General features: G+C 69.6%; 14 protein-coding genes. 13 read left to right on the forward strand and 1 reads right to left on the reverse strand.

What is annotated here, in order from left to right:
* Positions 1-7 precede the first annotated feature (7 nt).
* The 13 genes from ASG76_RS09365 to ASG76_RS09425 all read left to right on the forward strand — a co-directional run bounded on the left by ASG76_RS09365 (position 8) and on the right by ASG76_RS09425 (position 19,166).
* Positions 8-1,282 carry an MCE family protein gene (locus ASG76_RS09365; protein WP_056602174.1) on the forward strand — a complete coding sequence of 425 codons (1,275 nt, stop codon included), beginning with the start codon at positions 8-10 and terminating at the stop codon, positions 1,280-1,282.
* Positions 1,279-2,316, forward strand: coding sequence for an MCE family protein (locus ASG76_RS09370; protein ID WP_056602175.1), 1,038 nt, complete (start codon positions 1,279-1,281; stop codon positions 2,314-2,316). Before ASG76_RS09365 ends, ASG76_RS09370 begins: the two co-directional genes overlap by 4 nt.
* A complete protein-coding gene (locus ASG76_RS09375) occupies positions 2,313-3,278 on the forward strand; it encodes an MCE family protein (protein ID WP_321164083.1) in 966 nt (321 codons plus the stop codon). The genes ASG76_RS09370 and ASG76_RS09375 overlap by 4 nt, the downstream gene beginning before the upstream one ends.
* 3 nt (positions 3,279-3,281) lie before the next feature.
* On the forward strand, positions 3,282-4,427 hold the full coding sequence (locus ASG76_RS09380) for an MCE family protein (RefSeq protein WP_056602176.1): 1,146 nt from the start codon (positions 3,282-3,284) through the stop codon (positions 4,425-4,427).
* Complete coding sequence (locus tag ASG76_RS09385) at positions 4,424-5,863, forward strand: MCE family protein (RefSeq protein WP_056602177.1); 1,440 nt, start codon at positions 4,424-4,426, stop codon at positions 5,861-5,863. The genes ASG76_RS09380 and ASG76_RS09385 overlap by 4 nt, the downstream gene beginning before the upstream one ends.
* Entirely contained in the window at positions 5,860-7,173 is a 1,314-nt protein-coding gene (locus ASG76_RS09390) for an MCE family protein (protein WP_056602178.1), read from the forward strand. The genes ASG76_RS09385 and ASG76_RS09390 overlap by 4 nt, the downstream gene beginning before the upstream one ends.
* A gap of 48 nt (positions 7,174-7,221) precedes the next feature.
* Positions 7,222-7,887: a hypothetical protein gene (locus ASG76_RS09395; protein ID WP_056602179.1), complete on the forward strand. Its 666-nt coding sequence runs from the start codon at positions 7,222-7,224 to the stop codon at positions 7,885-7,887.
* Positions 7,884-8,639, forward strand: a complete 756-nt coding sequence (locus tag ASG76_RS09400; protein ID WP_056602180.1) for a J domain-containing protein — start codon at positions 7,884-7,886, stop codon at positions 8,637-8,639. Before ASG76_RS09395 ends, ASG76_RS09400 begins: the two co-directional genes overlap by 4 nt.
* Positions 8,640-8,881: 242 nt before the next feature.
* Positions 8,882-12,463, forward strand: a complete 3,582-nt coding sequence (locus ASG76_RS09405; RefSeq protein ID WP_056602181.1) for a DNA-directed RNA polymerase subunit beta — start codon at positions 8,882-8,884, stop codon at positions 12,461-12,463.
* A gap of 84 nt (positions 12,464-12,547) precedes the next feature.
* Positions 12,548-16,393 carry a DNA-directed RNA polymerase subunit beta' gene (locus ASG76_RS09410; protein ID WP_056602182.1) on the forward strand — a complete coding sequence of 1,282 codons (3,846 nt, stop codon included), beginning with the start codon at positions 12,548-12,550 and terminating at the stop codon, positions 16,391-16,393.
* Between the two features lie 95 nt (positions 16,394-16,488).
* Positions 16,489-17,025 carry a DUF4232 domain-containing protein gene (locus tag ASG76_RS09415; RefSeq protein ID WP_056602183.1) on the forward strand — a complete coding sequence of 179 codons (537 nt, stop codon included), beginning with the start codon at positions 16,489-16,491 and terminating at the stop codon, positions 17,023-17,025.
* Between the two features lie 34 nt (positions 17,026-17,059).
* Positions 17,060-18,319 carry a geranylgeranyl reductase family protein gene (locus tag ASG76_RS09420; protein WP_056602184.1) on the forward strand — a complete coding sequence of 420 codons (1,260 nt, stop codon included), beginning with the start codon at positions 17,060-17,062 and terminating at the stop codon, positions 18,317-18,319.
* A 58-nt stretch (positions 18,320-18,377) separates the two neighbouring features.
* Positions 18,378-19,166 (forward strand): lysophospholipid acyltransferase family protein, encoded by a 789-nt coding sequence (locus tag ASG76_RS09425; RefSeq protein ID WP_056602185.1) that lies wholly within the window; start codon positions 18,378-18,380, stop codon positions 19,164-19,166.
* Here the strand turns inward: ASG76_RS09425 and ASG76_RS09430 are convergent.
* Positions 19,138-20,187, reverse strand: coding sequence for an acyltransferase family protein (locus tag ASG76_RS09430; RefSeq protein ID WP_056602186.1), 1,050 nt, complete (start codon positions 20,185-20,187; stop codon positions 19,138-19,140). The genes ASG76_RS09425 and ASG76_RS09430 overlap by 29 nt on opposite strands.
* Positions 20,188-20,215: the final 28 nt, after the last annotated feature.

Consider the following 20,215-nt stretch of genomic DNA (forward strand, 5'->3'; position numbering starts at 1 on the left):
GCGGCCGATGAGGACCAAGACCCTGGGCGTGCTGTTCCTGGTGCTGATGCTCGGCTCGGTGTGGGCCACCTACGGCGTGTTCACCCAGAAGTTCAGCGACTACGACGAGGTGACGGTGCACGCCTCGCGCATCGGCCTGCAGCTGCCCCACCGCGCGGACGTCAAGATCAAGGGCGTCATCGTCGGTGAGGTGCTCGACTACGAGCCCACCGCCGAGGGCGCCGACATCACGCTCGGCCTCTACAAGGACCGCACCGCCGAGGTGCCCAGCGACGTCACCGCCTCGATCCTGCCCAAGACCCTCTTCGGCGAGAAGTTCGTCTCGCTCGTCGTCCCCGAGGGCGGCTCGTCCGCCGCGCCCATCGCGGCCGGCGACGTCATCGAGCGCACGAACCTCTCGATCGAGGTCGAGAAGGTGCTCAGCGACCTCTACCCCCTGCTGCGCGCCGTGCAGCCGGCCGACCTCAACACCACGCTCAACGCCATCGCCACCGCGCTCGAGGGTCGCGGTGAGCAGCTCGGCGAGAGCCTCGAGACGCTCGACGACTACCTGACCCGTTTCAACCCCGAGCTCCCCGGCCTCATCGAGGACCTCCGGCTGACGGCGCGGGTCTCCGACACCTACGCCGACGTGCTGCCCGAGGTCGCCACGATCCTGCGCAACACGATCACCACGACCACGACGCTCGAAGGCCGCGAGGACAAGCTCAAGGCCCTCTTCAACGACGTGTCGCGGCTGTCGTCCGTCGCGGAGCGCTTCACCCGCGACAACGGTGACAACCTGGTCCGCCTCGCCGACCTCGGCGCGGCACAGCTCGAGGTGTTCGCGCGCTACGCCCCCGGCTACCCCTGCCTGCTCGGCGGCATCGTCGGCGCCGGAAAGCTCCAGGCCGAGGCGTTCCGCGGCTTCACCCTCCACATCGTGCTGGAGACGCTGCCCAACCAGCCGCGCGCCTACGGCCCCCAGGACGTGCCGGTCTACGGCGACAAGCGCGGCTACTACTGCGGTCGCCTGCCCAACCCGCCGTGGTCGCAGAGCAACCCCGTGACCCACCAGCCCAACTTCGTCGACGGCGTGGACGAGCCGACCGGCAAGGGCACCAGCCGCGTCGGTCCCGGGTGGTCGGGCACCGCCGCGGGGTTCGTCGGTGGCCGGGAGGAGTCGGCGCTGCTCAAGTCCCTGCTCGCCCCCGGGCTCGGTGTCTCCACCGACGACGTGCCCGACCTCGGCGTGCTCCTGGTCGGGCCGATGGCCCGTGGCGCGGAGGTGTCGCTGCGATGAGCGGACTGCTCGACAAGAAGACCTCGATCGACCTGGTGAAGCTGCTGGTCTTCGTCGTGGTGACCTCGCTGGCGACCACCGTGCTCGTGGTGACCATCGGCAACCTCGGCTTCGGCTCCTCGCGCCAGTACCGCGCGGAGTTCACCGACGCGACCGGCGTGACGAAGGGCGACGACATCCGCGTCGCCGGCGTACGGGTCGGCACCGTGAGCGACGTCGAGATCGTCGACCGCACCCGCGCGCTGGTCACGTTCTCGGTCGACCAGGACACCTCGGTCAACGGCGGCACCAACGCCGCCATCCGCTACCGCAACCTGGTCGGACAGCGCTACATCTCCCTCACCCAGGAGGTCGGCGACACCCAGCGCCTGCCCGCCGGGTCGACCATCCCGGTCTCGCGCACCAGGCCCGCGCTCGACCTGACGGTGCTCTTCAACGGCTTCAAGCCGCTCTTCCAGGCCCTGTCGCCCGACGACGTCAACCAGCTCTCCTACGAGCTGATCCAGGTCTTCCAAGGTGAGGGCGGCACCCTCGAGGGGCTGCTGGCCCACACCGCGTCGGTCACCTCCACCCTGGCCGACCGCGACGAGGTCATCGGCGAGCTGATCGACAACCTCTCCCTCGTGCTCGACCACGTCGCCGACCGCGACAAGCAGCTCACCCGGCTCATCCAGTCCTTCCGCACCCTCGTCGGCGGGCTGAAGAAGGACCGCGGCGCCATCCTCGGCTCCCTCGAGGACGTCTCGACGCTGTCGGTGGAGACGGCGTCGCTCATCGACGGGATCCGCGAGCCGTTCGTCAAGGACATCAAGGAGCTGCGCGCCGTCGCGGGCAACATCGACAAGAACAAGGCCGAGCTCGACCGGGCGCTGCAGGTGCTGCCGATCAAGCTCGACAAGATCGGTCGCACGGCGATCTACGGCTCGTTCTTCAACTTCTACCTGTGCGAGTTCCAGGGCCGGGTCAACCTGCCGCGCAACGTCTCCGTCCCGGTGAAGTACAACGCCGGCTCCGACAGGTGTGATCTCGGATGATGATTCCGTTCAGGGAGCGCAACCCCGTCATCGTGGGCGCCGTCAGCCTGGTCGTCCTGGCGATGGTGCTGGTCGCCGCGCTGCGCGCCGACGACCTGCCCGTGATCGGCGGCGGCGACACCTACCACGCCATGTTCAGCGAGGCGGGCGGGCTCAAGGTCAACGACGAGGTGCGCGTGGCCGGCGTCCGGGTGGGCAAGGTCGACGAGATCGAGCTCGCCGGTGACCAGGTCAGGGTCAGCTTCAAGGTCGACGACACTGCCGCCTTCGGCCCCGAGACCCGGGCCGCGATCAAGGTCAAGACCATCCTCGGGTCGATGTTCCTGGCGCTCGAGCCCGCGGGCGGCGGCCAGCTCGAGGAGGGCGCGACCATCCCGGTCGAGCGCACCTCCTCTCCCTACGACGTCGTCGAGGCCTTCGAGGGCCTGGCGTCGACCTCGGAGCAGATCGACACCGACCAGCTGGCCGAGTCGCTCACCACCCTGGCCGACCTGACCCGCAACACCCCCGACGAGTTCCGCGGTGCCCTGAGCGGGCTGAGCCGGCTCTCGGCCAACGTCGCGGACAAGGACGCCGAGCTCAACAATCTGCTGGTCAACCTCGAGCGTGTCTCGACCGTGCTCGACGAGCGCGACGGCGACATCGTCAAGCTGATGGAGGACAGCGACGTGCTGTTCCGGGCGCTGGTCAAGCGGCGCGAGGCCGTGCACGAGCTGCTGGTGTCGAGCACGACGCTCTCGCGCGAGCTGACCGCCCTGATCCGCCAGTCCCGTGCGGACCTCAAGCCCGCCCTGGCCCACCTGGAGAACGTCGTCGCCGTGCTCAACAAGAACGAGGACAACCTCGACAGCAGCCTGCGGCTGATGGCGCCGTTCTACCGCGTGTTCGCCAACACCCTCGGCACGGGTCCGTGGTTCGACACGTGGATCGCCAACTTCCCTCCCGTCCCGCAGGTGGGCTGAGACATGGACCTCGTGAAGCGCCTCCTCGTCCCGCTCGTCGTGCTGGGCTTCGTCGCCGCGGCCGCCGTGAGCGTCCTCGGTGGCGACAGCGCCAAGACCGTCGTGGCCCACTTCCCGCGCACCGTCTCGGTCTACGAGGGCAGCGAGGTGCGGGTCCTCGGCGTGCCGGTGGGCACGGTCGACAGCGTCGAGCCGACGGGCACCGACGTCACCGTGACGATGTCCTACGACGACCAGGTGAAGCTGCCCGCCGACGCCAAGGCCGTCATCATCGCGCCGTCGGTCGTGGGCGACCGCTACGTCCAGCTCACGCCGGCGTACTCCGGCACCGGTGACGTGCTCACCGACGGAGCCGAGCTGGGCGTCGACCAGACCTCGGAGCCGCTCGAGCTCGACCAGATCTACGACAGCCTCGACCGGCTCAACGTGGCGCTGGGCCCGCGCGGGGCCAACAAGTCCGGCGCCCTGTCGGACCTGCTGGCCGTCACGGCCGACAACTTCGGCGGCCAGGGCACCACCTTCCGCCAGACGATCAAGGACTTCTCCCGCCTGAGCGACACCCTCGCCGGCAACTCCGACGAGCTGTTCGGCTCGGTGAAGGCGCTCGACGGCTTCATGTCCACGCTGGCCGAGAACGACCAGACGGTCCGCCAGTTCAACCAGTCGCTCGCCGACGTCTCGACGATGCTCGACGGCGAGCGCGAGGAGCTGGTCGCCGCCACGAAGAACCTCTCGGTCGCGCTGACCGCGGTCAAGGGCTTCGTGGAGGAGAACAAGGGCTCGCTGAGCCGCAACATCACCGGCCTCAACCGGGTCGCCAAGGTGCTCGTGCGCCAGCGCGCGGCGCTCGACGAGATCCTCCACGTCGCGCCCGGGGCGCTCAACAACCTCGCCCTGACCTACAACCCCCAGGCCGGCACCCTCGACACGCGCGCCAACTTCGGCGAGTCGATCAACCAGCTCCAGCTCGACCCGGCCGCTTTCCTCTGCGGCTTCGTGGGCCAGGTCGAGCGCTCGGGCCAGGTGTGTGACCAGATCACCAAGCTGCTCGACCGGCCCCGCGCCGGCGCGCTCGGACGTACGTCGACACTGCCGGCGCAGGACGTGTTCGACCCCAGCCTCGGCGGACTCGTGGAGGTGGAGCGATGAGGCGCACCAAGGCCCTCGCGACGGGCGTGCTCGCTGTCCTGGCCCTGTCGGCCTGCGACGCGAGCGTCTACTCCCTGCCGCTTCCCGGGGGACCGGACACCGGCGACAACCCGATGACGATCAAGGTCGAGTTCGCCGACGTGCTCGACCTCGTGCCTCAGTCGACGGTCAAGGTCAACGACATCAGCGTCGGCAAGGTGACCGACATCGACCTCGAGGGCTACCAGGCGCTCGTCACGATGGAGGTCCGCCGCGACGTCGACCTGCCCGGCAACGCTGTCGCCGAGCTGCGACAGACCAGCCTGCTCGGGGAGAAGTTCGTCGAGCTGAGCGCGCCCGACGAGGGCGCGATCGCCGACCGACTCGAGGACGGCGAGACCATCCCCATCGAGCGGGCCGGGCGCAACCCCGAGGTCGAGGAGGTGCTCGGCGCGCTGAGCCTGCTCCTCAACGGCGGCGGCGTGGCCCAGCTCAAGACGATCACCCAGGAGCTCAACCTCGCCCTCGACGGTCGGGAGGACTCGGCGAAGTCCGTGCTGCGCAACCTGCGGGTCTTCACCGGCCAGCTCGACGAGAACAAGGCCGACATCGTCGACGCGATCGAGTCGCTCAACCGGCTCGCCGTGGCTGCCGAGAAGCAGCTGCCCACGATCGACAAGGCGCTCGAGGAGCTGCCCAGCGCGCTGGACTCCATCGACCGCCAGCGTGACGACCTCGTGGAGATGCTCACCGCGCTCAACGACCTCTCCGACGTGGCCGTCGACGTGATCGCGCAGTCCAAGGACGCCACCATCACCTCGCTGAAGCGGCTCAACCCCGTGCTCACCCAGCTCGCGGCCTCGGGCGACGACTTCACCAACGCCTTCAACGTCTTCCTGACCTACCCCTTCGTCGACGAGGTCGTCGGACGCGACCCGCAGGTCGCGCGCAACCTGCACATGGGCGACTACACCAACCTGTCGATCACCCTCGACGTCGACCTCACCTCGGTCCCCACGACGATCCCCACGACCCTGCCGACCGAGGCGTGCATCCCGCTCAGCCAGTTGCCCCAGGACGGACCGCTGCCCGACAGCAGCCGGCTGTGCCAGGACGCGCTCGACGCGATCAACGACTGCCTCGCGGGCCTGCGCAAGGGTGACGTCACGGCCTGCCTGGGCCTGCCCGGCTCGGTGATCGCGGCGGTGTGCCAGCAGGCCCCGGTGCCCGGGCTGTGCGGGGCGTCCGGCACCCCGACCCTGCCGCTGCCGACCCCCACGCTCCCGACCGCGCCGGTCCCCAGCCTGCCCACGATCAGCCTGCCCGGCCTGCCCCGCCCAGCGGCGTACGACGACCCGCCCGACCCACGGCGCGGGCCCACCCTGGGGCAGCTGTCGGAGATCTACGACCCGGCCCTCGTCAGCCTGCTCGTGCCCGCGATGGTGGTGGAGCGATGATCACCCGCCGGACCAAGGTGCAGCTGCTCGTCTTCGCGCTCATCACGCTGCTCGGCGTGAGCTTCGTCGGCGCCCGCTATGCCCGCCTCGACCGCCTGCTCGTCGACCAGAGCTACACCGTGGTCGCCCACTTCGCCGACTCAGGAGGTGCGTTCCAGGGTGCGGAGGTGTCCTACCGCGGCGTCCGCGTGGGGCAGGTGAGCGAGCTGGTGCTCACCGACGACGGCGTCGACCTGGTGCTCGACATCGACGACGACTTCGACGACATCCCCGCCGACGCGCACGCGCTCGTGGGCAACCGCTCGGCGGTCGGCGAGCAGTACGTCGAGCTGCAACCGCAGAGCGACAAGGGCCCGTTCCTGGCCGACGGCTCCCAGATCGCGCAGGACCGCACCGCCACCCCGATCGCCACCGACACGCTCCTCACGCACCTCGACGAGACGGTCCGCAGCGTCGACCAGGACGACCTGCGCACGGTCACCTCCGAGCTCGGCCTGGCGTTCAACGGGTCGGGGCAGGACCTGCAGACCATCCTCGACAGCAGCAACGAGTTCATCACTGCCGCCGAGCAGAACTTCGACGTCACCGTCGACCTGATCCGCGACAGCAACACCGTCCTCAACGGGCAGATCGACTCCGAGAGGGCCTTCCGTCGCTTCGCCCGCGACCTGTCGAGCTTCAGCACCACGGTCGCGGCCCACGACAAGGACCTGCGCACCCTGATCGACGACGGGTCGCTCGGCGCCAACGAGCTGCGCACCTTCCTCGAGGACAACGAGGTCGAGCTCGGCGACCTCATCAACAACCTGGTGACCACCGGCGAGATCGTGGTCAAGCACCTCGACGGCATCGAGCAGCTGCTGGTGATCTACCCCTACGTCGTCGAGGGCGGTTTCACCGTCGTGTCCAAGTCGCCGGGCACCGGGCTCTACGACGCCCACTTCGGCATGGTGCTCACCGACAACCCCAAGGTGTGCCTGCAGGGCTACGAGGGCACCGACCGTCGCTCGCCGCTCGACGGCAGCAACCGTGCGATGAACGAGGACGCGCGCTGCACCGCGCCCGCCTCGCAGACCAACGCCCGCGGCGCGCAGAACATCCAGGCCCCCCGCGCGGCCACCGGGTGGGGCCAGCCCGACTTCGCCTACGACCCGGAGACGGGCTCGCTGACCTCCGACCCCGACGAGATCGCGCGTGTCCTGGGCCCGCGGGCCGCCACGCCGCGCACACTGGGCGAGGACTCGTGGAAGTGGCTCTACCTCGAGCCGCTGCTCGCCGGGGGCGTGACCTCCGGTGACCGCCTTCGTTGACCTGAGCAGGACCCCGGGAGGGGGTCCGCACGTTCCAGGGAGGGAACCATGTCCGTGCTGACCGAAGCCGTGCGCGGCGACGTCGAGCGGCCGCCCGCCGACGGCCCCGTCGCACCGCGGCGAGGCCCCCGGTGGCGCTGGGTCGTGGCGGGGCTGCTCGCCGCCGTCTCGCTCGCCTGCGTCGCCCTGATGGTGTGGATGACCCTCGACGGCCGCGACGCCGCCGACGGCGGCCTGAGCCTGCCCGACGAGCGCGAGCAGGTCATGGGCCTGACCAGCCAGTTCGTGAAGCGGCTGGGCACCTACAGTCCCGACATGGTCGACGACTCCGGCCAGATGCCCGACTACCGCGAGCAGGTGCGCGAGGTGATCACGCCCAAGTTCGCCGCGGACTTCGACAAGGAGGTCTCGGCGGCCGAGCAGCTGGTCGCCCAGGGCGGCATCACCCGATCCGCCGACGTCTTCGCCACCGCCGTGTCCACGATCGACGACGACTCCGCGCGGGTCCTCGTGGCCGGCGCGTTCACCGACAGCTACGAGCAGGGCAAGGGCGAGAAGGCGAGGGTCGTCGACCAGGAGCCGCTGCCCTTCCGCTTCACCGTCGACCTGGTGAAGATCGACGGCGAGTGGCTCGTCGACGACTTCTCGCCGGTGAGCTCGCAGGACGAGACGCCCGGCGCGGGCACCGACGCGGGGGAGGGGAGCACGCCGTGAGCGACTCGCCCACCTGGTACGACCTGCTCGACGTCCCCCGTCACGCCTCGGCCGACTCCGTGCGGGCGGCCTGGAAGCAGCAGATCGCCGACCTCGAGCCCGGCGACCGGCGTTTCGACGCGCTCAACCGCGCGGCCAAGGTGCTGCTCGACCCCGGTGCGCGGGCGGCGTACGACGCCGCGCTGGCGCCCGAGGAGCCGGAGGACCTGCCGCCGGTCGAGGGGGGCGCCCCGACCGGCGGACCGGACTCGACCAGCGGATCGCGAGGAGTGCCGTCGTGGCTCCTGGCCGGCCTCGGCGTCGTCGCGGCCGTGCTGCTGGCGGCCACGACCTGGATGTGGACCGGGCGTGACGACGGCGCCGGCGACCGGGCGGCACGTGATGCCCAGGTGGCGGCCGAGCGGGCGGTCGTGCCGGTGCTGTCCTACGACTACGAGCACCTCGACGCCGACCGGGCGGCAGCGACCGCGCTGATGACGGGGCACTACAAGTCGGAGTACGACAAGCTCTTCGCGGTGCTCCAGGACAACGCACCCCGGACCCGGACGAAGGTGAGCGCGTCGGTGATCGCCTCCGGGGTCGTGCGCGCCAGCGACGACCGGGTCCAGGTGCTGGTGTTCGTGGACCGGCCGACGACCAACAAGCTGAGCGCCGACCCGGTGGTCTACAAGGACCAGGTGACGCTCTCGATGCAGCGCGTCGACGACCAGTGGCTGGTCGACGACCTCATCACCTCACCCGTCCAGGGGTGACCCCTGGGGGTGTGCCCGGCGCGCCCTGCTTGACCCGGGGCGCTGCGGCGTTCACACTCATGGCCAACGCGTGGAGCTCTCCCGCCAGGACCTGGCCGGGACTTGACCCCGCGTTTGAGGCGTGTGTCGAAGTGCGCTATCGTGGGTCCTTGCGCCTGCCCTCAGATGCCCGACACCTTCCGGACGGTTGTTGTGGTGGTCGGCCGGCGCCGAGATCACTTGATCATTTGTGAGGACACCTCTTGGCCGCGCGCAGCACCGCTGGTAACCACCGTCGCACCTCTTTCGCAAAGATCACCGAACCTCTCGAGGTTCCCCCCCTCATCTCGCTCCAGACGAGCAGCTTCGACTGGCTGGTCGGCGGAGAGCGTTGGGAGGAGGAGGTGGCTGCCCGCAGGGCCGCCGGTGAGGACGTCTCCGAGAAGACCGGTCTGCAGGAGATCTTCGAGGAGATCTCCCCGATCGAGGACTTCTCCGAGACGATGATGCTCTCCTTCGACAACCCCGTCTTCCTCGACGAGAAGTACACAGAGGAGGAGTGCAAGGAGAAGGACTTCACCTACTCCCGCCCGCTCTACGTCTCGGCCGAGTTCATGAACCACGAGACCGGTGAGATCAAGGGCCAGACGGTCTTCATGGGCGACTTCCCCATGATGACCAAGAAGGGCACCTTCATCATCAACGGCACTGAGCGTGTCGTGGTCTCGCAGCTGGTGCGCTCGCCCGGTGTCTACTTCGAGTCGACCCCGGACAAGACCTCCGACAAGGACATCTTCACCGCCAAGCTCATCCCGAGCCGTGGCGCGTGGCTGGAGTTCGAGATCGACAAGCGCGACCTGGTCGGCGTGCGCCTGGACCGCAAGCGCAAGCAGAACGTCACCGTGCTGCTCAAGGCGCTCGGCTGGACCACCGAGCAGATCCGCGAGGAGTTCGGCCAGTACGAGTCGATGATGCTGACCCTCGAGAAGGACAGCGTCCGCTACGAGGTCGTCCACGAGGAGCTGCAGAAGAAGGCGCGGGGCGAGGCCCCGACCGCCGAGCAGGTCAACGACGAGGTCACCCGGCTCGCGCTGCTCGACATCTACCGCAAGCTGCGCCCCGGCGAGCCGCCGACGGCCGAGGCCGCGCAGACGCTGCTCAACAACTACTACTTCAACCCCAAGCGCTACGACCTGGCGAAGGTCGGCCGCTACAAGATCAACAAGAAGCTCGGCCTGCACGAGGCCTTCGACCAGCAGACGCTGACCATCGACGACGTCGTGGCCGCGATCCGCTACGTCGTGCAGCTGCACGCTGCCGGCATCCAGGTGGAGTCGCCCGACCTGGTCGACGCCGAGGGCAACGTCGTCGAGGGTCCCGACGGTGCTCCCGTCAAGGTCCAGGCCGACGACATCGACCACTTCGGCAACCGTCGCATGCGCACGGTCGGCGAGCTCATCCAGAACCAGCTCCGCACGGGCCTGGCCCGCATGGAGCGCGTGGTCCGCGAGCGGATGACGACCCAGGACGTCGAGGCCATCACGCCGCAGTCCCTGATCAACATCCGCCCCGTGGTCGCGGCGCTGAAGGAGTTCTTCGGCACCTCGCAGCTGAGCCAGTTCATGGACCAGACCAACCCGATCGCCGGCCTGACGCACAAGCGTCGCCTGTCGGCCCTCGGTCCCGGTGGTCTGTCCCGTGACCGCGCCGGCATGGAGGTCCGTGACGTCCACCCGTCGCACTACGGCCGCATGTGCCCGATCGAGACCCCGGAAGGCCCGAACATCGGCCTGATCGGCTCGCTCGCCTCCTACGGACGCATCAACCCGTTCGGCTTCGTCGAGACGCCCTACCGCAAGGTGGAGGCCGGTGTGGTCACCGACCAGATCGACTACCTCACCGCCGACGACGAGGACCGCTACGTCATCGCGCAGGCCAACGCGCCGCTCGACGCCAAGATGCGCTTCGTCGAGGAGCGCGTCCTGGTCCGCCAGAAGCACGGCGAGGTCGACGCGATCCTGCGTGACGAGGTCGACTACATGGACGTCTCGCCGCGCCAGATGGTGTCGGTCGCGACGGCCCTGATCCCCTTCCTCGAGCACGACGACGCCAACCGTGCGCTCATGGGCGCCAACATGCAGCGCCAGGCCGTCCCGCTGATCACCAGCGACAGCCCGCTGGTCGGCACCGGCATGGAGTACCGCGCCGCCGTCGACGCCGGCGACGTGGTCGTGGCCGACAACGCCGGTGTGGTGAAGGAGGTGTCCGCCGACGCCATCGAGACGATGAACGACGACGGCACCTACCAGACCTACCGCCTGGCCAAGTTCCGTCGCTCCAACCAGGGCACCTGCATCAACCAGCGCCCGCTGGTGAAGGCCGGTGACCGTCTCGAGGTCGGCACGCCGATCGCCGACGGTCCCTGCACCGACGACGCCGAGATGGCGCTGGGCACCAACCTGCTCGTCGCCTTCATGCCGTGGCAGGGCCACAACTACGAGGACGCGATCATCCTCAGCCAGCGCCTGGTGCAGGAGGACGTCCTCACCTCGATCCACATCGAGGAGCACGAGGTCGACGCCCGCGACACCAAGCTCGGCCCCGAGGAGATCACGCGGGACATCCCGAACATCTCCGAGGAGGGCCTGGCCGACCTCGACGAGCGCGGCATCATCCGCATCGGCGCCGAGGTCACCACCGGTGACATCCTGGTCGGCAAGGTCACGCCCAAGGGCGAGACCGAGCTCACCCCCGAGGAGCGCCTGCTCCGCGCGATCTTCGGCGAGAAGGCGCGCGAGGTGCGCGACACCTCGATGAAGGTGCCGCACGGCGAGTCCGGCACGGTCATCGGCGTGCGCGTCTTCGACCGCGAGGACGGCGACGACCTGCCCCCGGGCGTCAACCAGCTCGTCCGCGTCTACGTCGCCCAGAAGCGCAAGATCTCGGTCGGCGACAAGCTCGCCGGTCGTCACGGCAACAAGGGCGTCATCGCCAAGATCCTGCCTGTCGAGGACATGCCGTTCATGGAGGACGGCACGCCGGTCGACGTCGTGCTCAACCCGCTGGGTGTGCCGCGTCGTATGAACATCGGCCAGATCCTCGAGCTGCACCTGGGCTGGCTGGCCAAGCAGGGCTGGGACCTCAACCTGTCGGGCGAGAAGGGCGAGTCGGACTGGAAGAAGCGCCTCATCTCGATCGGCGCCGACAAGGCCGACCCCAACACCAAGGTCGCGACCCCGGTGTTCGACGGTGCGCGCGAGGACGAGATCACCGGCCTGCTGGGCTCGACCCTGCCCAACCGTGACGGTGAGCGGATGGTCAAGGAGGACGGCAAGGCCGCCCTCTTCGACGGTCGCTCGGGTGAGCCGTTCCCGGAGCCGGTGGCCGTGGGCTACATGTACATCCTCAAGCTCCACCACCTCGTCGACGACAAGATCCACGCTCGCTCGACCGGCCCCTACTCGATGATCACGCAGCAGCCCCTGGGCGGAAAGGCCCAGTTCGGCGGCCAGCGGTTCGGCGAGATGGAGGTCTGGGCGATGGAGGCCTACGGCGCTGCCTACGCCCTCCAGGAGCTGCTCACGATCAAGTCCGACGACGTGCCTGGTCGCGTGAAGGTCTACGAGGCGATCGTCAAGGGCGAGAACATCCCCGACTCCGGCATCCCCGAGTCGTTCAAGGTGCTCGTCAAGGAGATGCAGTCCCTCTGCCTCAACGTCGAGGTGCTGTCGCAGGACGGCAGCGCCATCTCGCTCAAGGACGCCGAGGAAGACGTCTTCCGTGCGGCCGAGGAGCTCGGCATCGACCTGTCGCGGCGCGAGCCCAGCAGCGTCGAAGAAGTCTGAGGTCGAGTCCCGGGCGGCCCGCCGCCGCCCGGGACCCCTCAGTCACCAGCCACCTGACTCAAACAGCAATCAAAGGAACACATCTTGCTGGACGTGAACTTCTTCGAGCAGATCCAGATCGGCCTGGCCACCGCGGACGACATCCGCACCTGGAGCCACGGCGAGGTCAAGAAGCCGGAGACCATCAACTACCGCACGCTCAAGCCCGAGCGTGACGGCCTCTTCTGCGAGAAGATCTTCGGTCCCACCCGGGACTGGGAGTGCTACTGCGGCAAGTACAAGCGCGTGCGCTTCAAGGGCATCATCTGCGAGCGCTGCGGCGTCGAGGTCACCCGCTCCAAGGTGCGTCGTGAGCGCATGGGCCACATCGAGCTCGCCGCGCCCGTGACCCACATCTGGTACTTCAAGGGCGTCCCGTCGCGCCTGGGCTACCTGCTCGACCTGGCCCCGAAGGACCTCGAGAAGGTCATCTACTTCGCCGCCTACATGATCACCTCGGTCGACGAGGACGCGCGCCACCGCGACTCCGAGTCGCTGGAGAACAAGGTCAGCCTGGAGCGCGAGCGCCTCGAGAAGCGTCGCGACACCTCGGTCGACGACCGCGCGAAGAAGCTCGAGGAGGACCTCGCCACCCTCGAGGCCGAGGGCGCCAAGGCCGACGCCAAGCGCAAGGTGCGCGACGGTGCCGACCGCGAGATGAACCAGCTCCGTGACCGTGCCAACCGCGAGATCGCGCGGCTGGAAGAGGTCTGGGACACGTTCAAGAACCTCAAGGTGCAGGACCTGCTCGGCGACGAGCTGCTCTACCGCGAGATGAAGAACTGGTTCGGCAAGTACTTCGAGGGCCACATGGGCGCCACGGCGATCCAGAAGCGCCTCCAGGACTTCGACATCGAGGCCGAGGTCGTGTCGCTGCGCGACACGATCGCCAACGGCAAGGGCCAGCGCAAGGTCCGCGCCCTCAAGCGCCTCAAGGTCGTCGACGCCTTCCGCAAGACCGGCAACCAGCCCATCGGCATGGTGCTCGACGCCGTCCCGGTGATCCCGCCGGACCTGCGTCCGATGGTCCAGCTCGACGGTGGCCGCTTCGCCACCTCCGACCTCAACGACCTCTACCGCCGCGTCATCAACCGCAACAACCGTCTCAAGCGGCTGCTCGACCTCGGCGCGCCCGAGATCATCGTCAACAACGAGAAGCGGATGCTGCAGGAGGCCGTCGACAGCCTCTTCGACAACGGTCGTCGCGGTCGTCCGGTGACCGGCCCGGGCAACCGGCCGCTCAAGTCGCTGTCCGACATGCTCAAGGGCAAGCAGGGGCGCTTCCGCCAGAACCTGCTCGGCAAGCGCGTGGACTACTCGGGCCGTTCGGTCATCGTGTCGGGTCCGCAGCTCAAGCTGCACCAGTGCGGCCTGCCCAAGCAGATGGCTCTCGAGCTCTTCAAGCCGTTCGTGATGAAGCGCCTGGTCGACCTGTCGCACGCGCAGAACATCAAGTCCGCCAAGCGGATGGTCGAGCGTGCGCGTCCGGTCGTGTGGGACGTCCTGGAAGAGGTCATCACCGAGCACCCCGTGCTGCTCAACCGTGCGCCCACCCTGCACCGCCTCGGCATCCAGGCCTTCGAGCCGCAGCTCATCGAGGGCAAGGCCATCCAGATCCACCCGCTCGTCTGCGGCGCGTTCAACGCCGACTTCGACGGTGACCAGATGGCCGTGCACCTCCCGCTGTCCGCGGAGGCGCAGGCCGAGGCCCGCATCCTGATGCTGTCGACCAACAACATCCTCAAGCCGTCGGACGGCCGTCCGGTGACCATGCCCTCGCAGGACATGATCATCGGCCTGTTCTGGCTCACCGCCGACCGTGACGGCGAGCGTGGCGAGGGTCGCGTGTTCTCGACCCCGGCCGAGGCGATCATGGCCTACGACCGTGGCGAGATCGGCATGCAGAGCAAGATCAGGATCCGCCTCGACGACATCGTCCCGCCGCTCGACCTCGAGCTCGGTGCCGACTGGGAGGAGCGGACCGCGATCCTGCTCGACACCACCCTGGGTCGCGTCCACTTCAACGACACGCTCCCGGCGGACTACCCGTTCGTCAACGAGGAGGTCGGCAAGAAGCGCCTCGGCGCGATCGTCAACGACCTGGCCGAGCGCTACACCAAGGTGCAGGTCGCTGCCTCGCTCGACGCCCTCAAGGACGCCGGCTTCCACTGGGCCACGCGCTCGGGTGTGACCGTCTCGATCGACGACGTCACCACGCCCGACAGCAAGGTCGAGATCCTGGGCCGCTACGAGGCGCAGGCCGAGAAGGTCCAGAAGAACTACGAGCGCGGTGTGATGACCGACGACGAGCGTCGTCAGGAGCTCATCGAGCTGTGGACCCAGGCTGCTGCCGAGGTCGGTCGTGCGATGGAGACCAACTTCGACCGCAAGAACCCGATCTACATGATGGTCGACTCGGGTGCGTCCGGAAACATGAACCAGATCCGCCAGGTCGCGGCCATGCGTGGCCTCGTGGCCAACCCGAAGGGCGAGATCATCCCGCGCCCGATCAAGGCCAACTTCCGTGAGGGCCTGTCGGTGCTCGAGTACTTCATCTCGACCCACGGTGCCCGCAAGGGCCTGGCCGACACCGCGCTGCGCACCGCCGACTCGGGCTACCTGACCCGTCGTCTGGTGGACGTCTCGCAGGACGTCATCATCCGTGAGGACGACTGCGGCACCGAGCGTGGCCTGCCCAAGCGGATCGACGACGAGCACGTGGAGACCTCGGCCTACGCCCGGGCCTCCGCCGTCGAGATCACCCACCCGGAGACCGGCGAGGTCCTCGCCGCCGCCGGTGAGGACCTGGGCGACGTCAAGATCGGCGAGCTCGTGGCGGCCGGCATCAGCGAGGTCAAGGTCCGCTCGGTCCTGACCTGCGACGCCCGCACCGGCACCTGCGCCAAGTGCTACGGCCGCTCGCTGGCCACCGGCCAGCTGGTCGACATCGGTGAGGCGGTCGGCATCATCGCCGCGCAGTCCATCGGTGAGCCCGGCACGCAGCTGACGATGCGCACCTTCCACACCGGTGGTGTGGCCTCGGCCGACGACATCACGCAGGGTCTGCCCCGTGTGGTCGAGCTCTTCGAGGCCCGCTCGCCCAAGGGTCGTACGCCGATCTCGGAGTCGGCCGGTCGCGTGAAGATCGAGGAGACCGACAAGGCCCGCATGGTCGTGGTCACCCCCGACGACGGCTCGGAGCCCCAGGAGATCCCGGTCTCCAAGCGCTCGCGCCTCAACGTCGAGGACGGCCAGCACATCGAGGTCGGTCACCACATCACGTCCGGTACGCCGGACCCGCAGGACGTGCTGCGCATCCTCGGTGTCCGCAAGGCCCAGGAGCACCTCGTGGACGAGGTCCAGGAGGTCTACCGGTCCCAGGGCGTGTCGATCCACGACAAGCACATCGAGATCATCATCCGGCAGATGCTGCGCCGCGTGACGGTCATCGAGTCCGGTGACACCAACCTGCTCCCGTCCGACCTGGTCGACCGGGTGCGGTTCGAGGAGGAGAACCGTCGCGTGGTCTCCGAGGGCGGCAAGCCGGCCTCGGGTCGCCCGGTGCTCATGGGCATCACGAAGGCCTCGCTCGCGACCGAGTCGTGGCTCTCGGCGGCCTCCTTCCAGGAGACCACCCGCGTGCTCACCGACGCCGCGATCAACGGCCGCTCCGACAGCCTGCGTGGTCTGAAGGAGAACGTGATCATCGGCAAGCTCATCCCGGCCGGCACCGGCCTGGAGCGTTACCGCAACATCCGGGTGGAGCCCACCGAGGAGGCGCGCGCCGCGGCCTACTCGGTCACCGGCTACGACTCCTACGACTACGACTTCGGTCCGTCGTCGCAGGCCGTCGCGCTCGACGACTTCGACTTCGGTTCCTACCAGAACTGATCGCGGTCCCACCGGGCCCCGGTCTCCCCTCGCGGGAGGCCGGGGCCCGGTCGCATTTCCTTGGCTCGCGTCGTGTCCCGGCGCAGACTTGGACCATGGTCCGATCCGCCTGGCACCGCACGCTCCTGGCCCTGCTCGGCGTCTGCGCCGTCGCGTTGGTGGGGACCCTGCACCAGGGCGTCGCGGCCGCACCCGCGCGGTCCGCGTCGGTGCCGGAGTGCCGCAACGCCGACCTGCACGCCGACTATCGCCCTCGTGACGCGGCCGCAGGCCACCGCTACGGCGTGGTCCGGCTGCGCAACACCAGCGACCGGTCCTGCGTGGTCCAGGGCTACGGCGGGCTGTCCTACGTCGGTGGTGGTGACGGCACGCAGGTCGGCGCAGCAGCCGACCGCGAGGTGCGCCCGGTGCGGCGGGTGGTGCTGGCGCCGGGGGACCGGGCGCGGAGCACGGTCGCCGAGACGTCCGCAGCGAGCTATCCCCGTTCGGTCTGCCGACCGACCCCCGTCGACGGGTTCCGGGTCTACGCCCCCGACGCGACGCGCTCCCAGCTCGTCGTCCATCCCACCACCGGGTGCCGCAACGCTGCGGTGCACCTGCTCTCGCACACGCCCTACCGCGCCCTGCGATGAGGGGAGGGTGGGGACGCTCTGGAAGAATCTGGGCGTGACCACCGCCTCCTCACGCCCCACCTCGCGCCCCGCCTCCACCGACGTCCTCGTCGTCGGTGCCGGCCCGTCGGGGTCCGCCGCGGCTGCCTGGGCAGCGCGCGCCGGCCTCGACGTCGTCCTGGTCGACGCCGCGACCTTCCCGCGCGACAAGACGTGCGGCGACGGGCTGACGCCGCGAGCGATCGGCGAGATGCAGAAGCTGGGCCTGGAGCCCTGGCTGCGCGCCCACACCGTCAACCACGGCCTGCGCGCGCACGGCTTCGGCCAGACGCTGCTGCTGCCCTGGCCGGGTGGGTCCCTGCCCGACTGGGGGTCGGCCGTGGCGCGCACCGAGCTCGACGACCACCTGCGCACGGTGGCCATCGACAGCGGGGCCCACGCGATCGACGGCGCCCGCGCGGTCGGCGTACGCCGTGAGGGGGAGCGGGTCGCGGCCGTCGAGCTGCGCGACGCCGAGGGCACCTTCGAGATCGCCTGCCGGTGGCTCGTGGTGGCCGACGGCGTGCGCTCGCCGCTCGGCAAGCTGCTGGGACGCGAGTGGCACCGCGACACCGTGTACGCCGTGGCGGGCCGCTCCTACGTCGACTCCGACTTCTCCGACGACCCGTGGATCAGCTCGCACCTCGAGCTGCGCGACGACCAGGGCGAGATCGTCCCCGGCTACGGCTGGATCTTCCCGCTCGGCGACGGCACGGTGAACCTCGGCGCCGGCACGCTGGCCACGAGCCGGCGCCCGGCCGAGGTGGCGATCAAGCCCCTGATGCAGACCTACGCCGACACCATCGGCAAGGACTTCGGGCTGTCCGGCGAGCTGCGCTCGCCCACCTCGGCGCTGCTGCCGATGGGTGGGGCGGTCAGCAACGTGGCCGGGCCCAACTGGGCACTCATCGGCGACGCGGCCGCCTGCGTCAACCCGCTCAACGGTGAGGGCATCGACTACGGCCTCGAGACCGGCCGCCTGGTCGCCGAGCACATCGCCTCGGGCACCGGGCTGGGCGAGGCGTGGCGTGCGACGCTCGTGGAGCACTACGGAGAGTCGTTCTCGATCGCGCGACGCCTGGCGGGCATCGCCACGCAGCCGCGCGTGGTCGCCGCGCTCGGCCCGGCGGGCATGCGCTCGGACTGGCTGATGACCCTGGCGCTGCGGTGGATGGGCAACCTCGTCGACGACGCCGACCGCGACCGCGCCGCGCGCGTGTGGCGGTGGGCCGGACGGCGCTCGATGGCCCGCGACGCCCGACCGCCCTTCTCGTGACCCGCCGCGACCGCGCCGCGGGGCCGATCCGCTCACCCCGCGGCACCGAACGACGGGCATGAGCGAGCACGTCTACCGCGCCACCAACGTGCTGGGGCGCGGGGTGCTGGGCCTGCTCGGCATCCGCACGACCTGGACCGGCATCGAGCACCTGCCGCGCAGCGGGCCGGCGCTGCTGGCCGCGACGCACGTGAGCTACCCCGACTTCCTGATGATCGGGCGCGCGGCCGCCGAGCGTGAGCGCTACGTGCGCTTCATGTGCCGCCACGACGTGTGGCACCTGCCGGTCGTGCGCACGGCCATGGACCGCATGCAGCACGTGCCGGTCGACCGGGAGGCACCGGCCGGCGCCTACCTCAGGGCGCGACGGCTGCTGCGCGCCGGCGAGGCGGTCGGTGCGTTCCCCGAGGCCGGGATCTCCTACTCCTACACCGTCCGCTCCCTCATGCGCGGCGTGGCCAGCCTGGCCCGCGAGACCGGCGCGCCCGTGGTGCCGGTGGCGCTGTGGGGCTCGCAGCGCGTGTGGTCGGTGGGGGTGCCGGACGAGCGCGGCCGCGAGCCGCGGCCCAGCCTGGCGCGCGGGCGGCGCATCGACGTCGACTTCGGCGAGCCGTTGACGATCGGCGCTGGCGACGACCTGACCGAGTGGACCTGCCGCCTCGGTGAGGTGCTCACCGCGCAGCTCGAGAGGCTGCAGGGGCTGACCCACCACCTCCCGGGCGAGGGTGAGCACGCGCCGTGGCACCCGGCCCACCTCGGCGGGCACGCGCCCACCCGGGCCGAGGCGGCCCACCTCGACGTCGTGCCCCGCTCGGCCGTCAGCCCGACGTGGGGGCCGTGCTCCTAGCCGCCTCGCGGCGCTCGCGGTGGGCGTCGCGGCGCTTCTCCAGCGTGCCGAGCGGGTTGGTCAGGGGCTCCAGCACGCGGCGTACGGGCGGGCTGGCGAGGAGCAGCGCGAGCGCGACCGCGCCGATGACCGTGACCACCAGCCCGAGGATCGGGTGGGCGGCGGTGAAGTCGGGCCACCCCAGGGCGAGGAACGTCTTGATGACGAAGCCGTGGAAGAGGTAGATCACCATCGTCGCGGTGCCCATCGTGGTGAACCAGCCGAGCGAGCGACGCGGGATCAGCGACATCGCCGCGAAGGCGCCCAGCAGGCCGACCATCATCACCGTGAGACGGGTCTGGAAGACGATCTCGTTGTCGATCGGGATGTCGGCGTAGCCCGTGTCGTACCAGAGCAGCGCGGTCTCGGCCCAGGTGTCGGTGTAGACCGCCATCACGCCGATGCCGACCAGCGCGGGCACTGCCGCGACCCGCACCCACACGTCGTCGAGGTGCGCGAGGTGACGCGGCTTGAGGTGCAGGCCCAGCACGAAGAACGGCAGCAGGCCCAGGAAGCGGGGGATCATCAGGGTGTCGTCGTTCCAGAGCCCGCCGAGCAGGCTGACGATCACCGAGAGCGGCAGGAAGAGCCAGTGGCGCTTGAGGATCGGCGTCACCAGCCGCCACATCAGCAGCACGATGAGGTACCACATGGTCCAGTGGGGGATGAGCCAGATCGGGCCCTCCACGCCCTCGTGGGCGACCTCGCGGCGGAAGTAGAACAGGGCCGGCTCGAAGAGCAGGTAGGGGATCGCCAGCGTGTAGAACAGGCTCTTCAGCCGGCGCCGGTCCCACTCGAACGACTTGGAGAGATAACCGCTGACGAAGACGAACGCCGGGATGTGCCACAGGTAGATGAAGTCGTAGACCCAGTGGCTGCCCGCGCTGGCCTCGACCAGCCCGATGGCGTGGCCGATCACGACGAGCGTGACCAGCACCATCTTGACGTTGTCGAGCCACGGGTCTCGGGACGCGGGGGACACGGCGCTAAACGTACTTCACTAGGTTGGG

The sequence above is a fragment of the Nocardioides sp. Soil774 genome (genome assembly GCF_001428125.1).
Lineage (GTDB): Bacteria > Actinomycetota > Actinomycetes > Propionibacteriales > Nocardioidaceae > Nocardioides.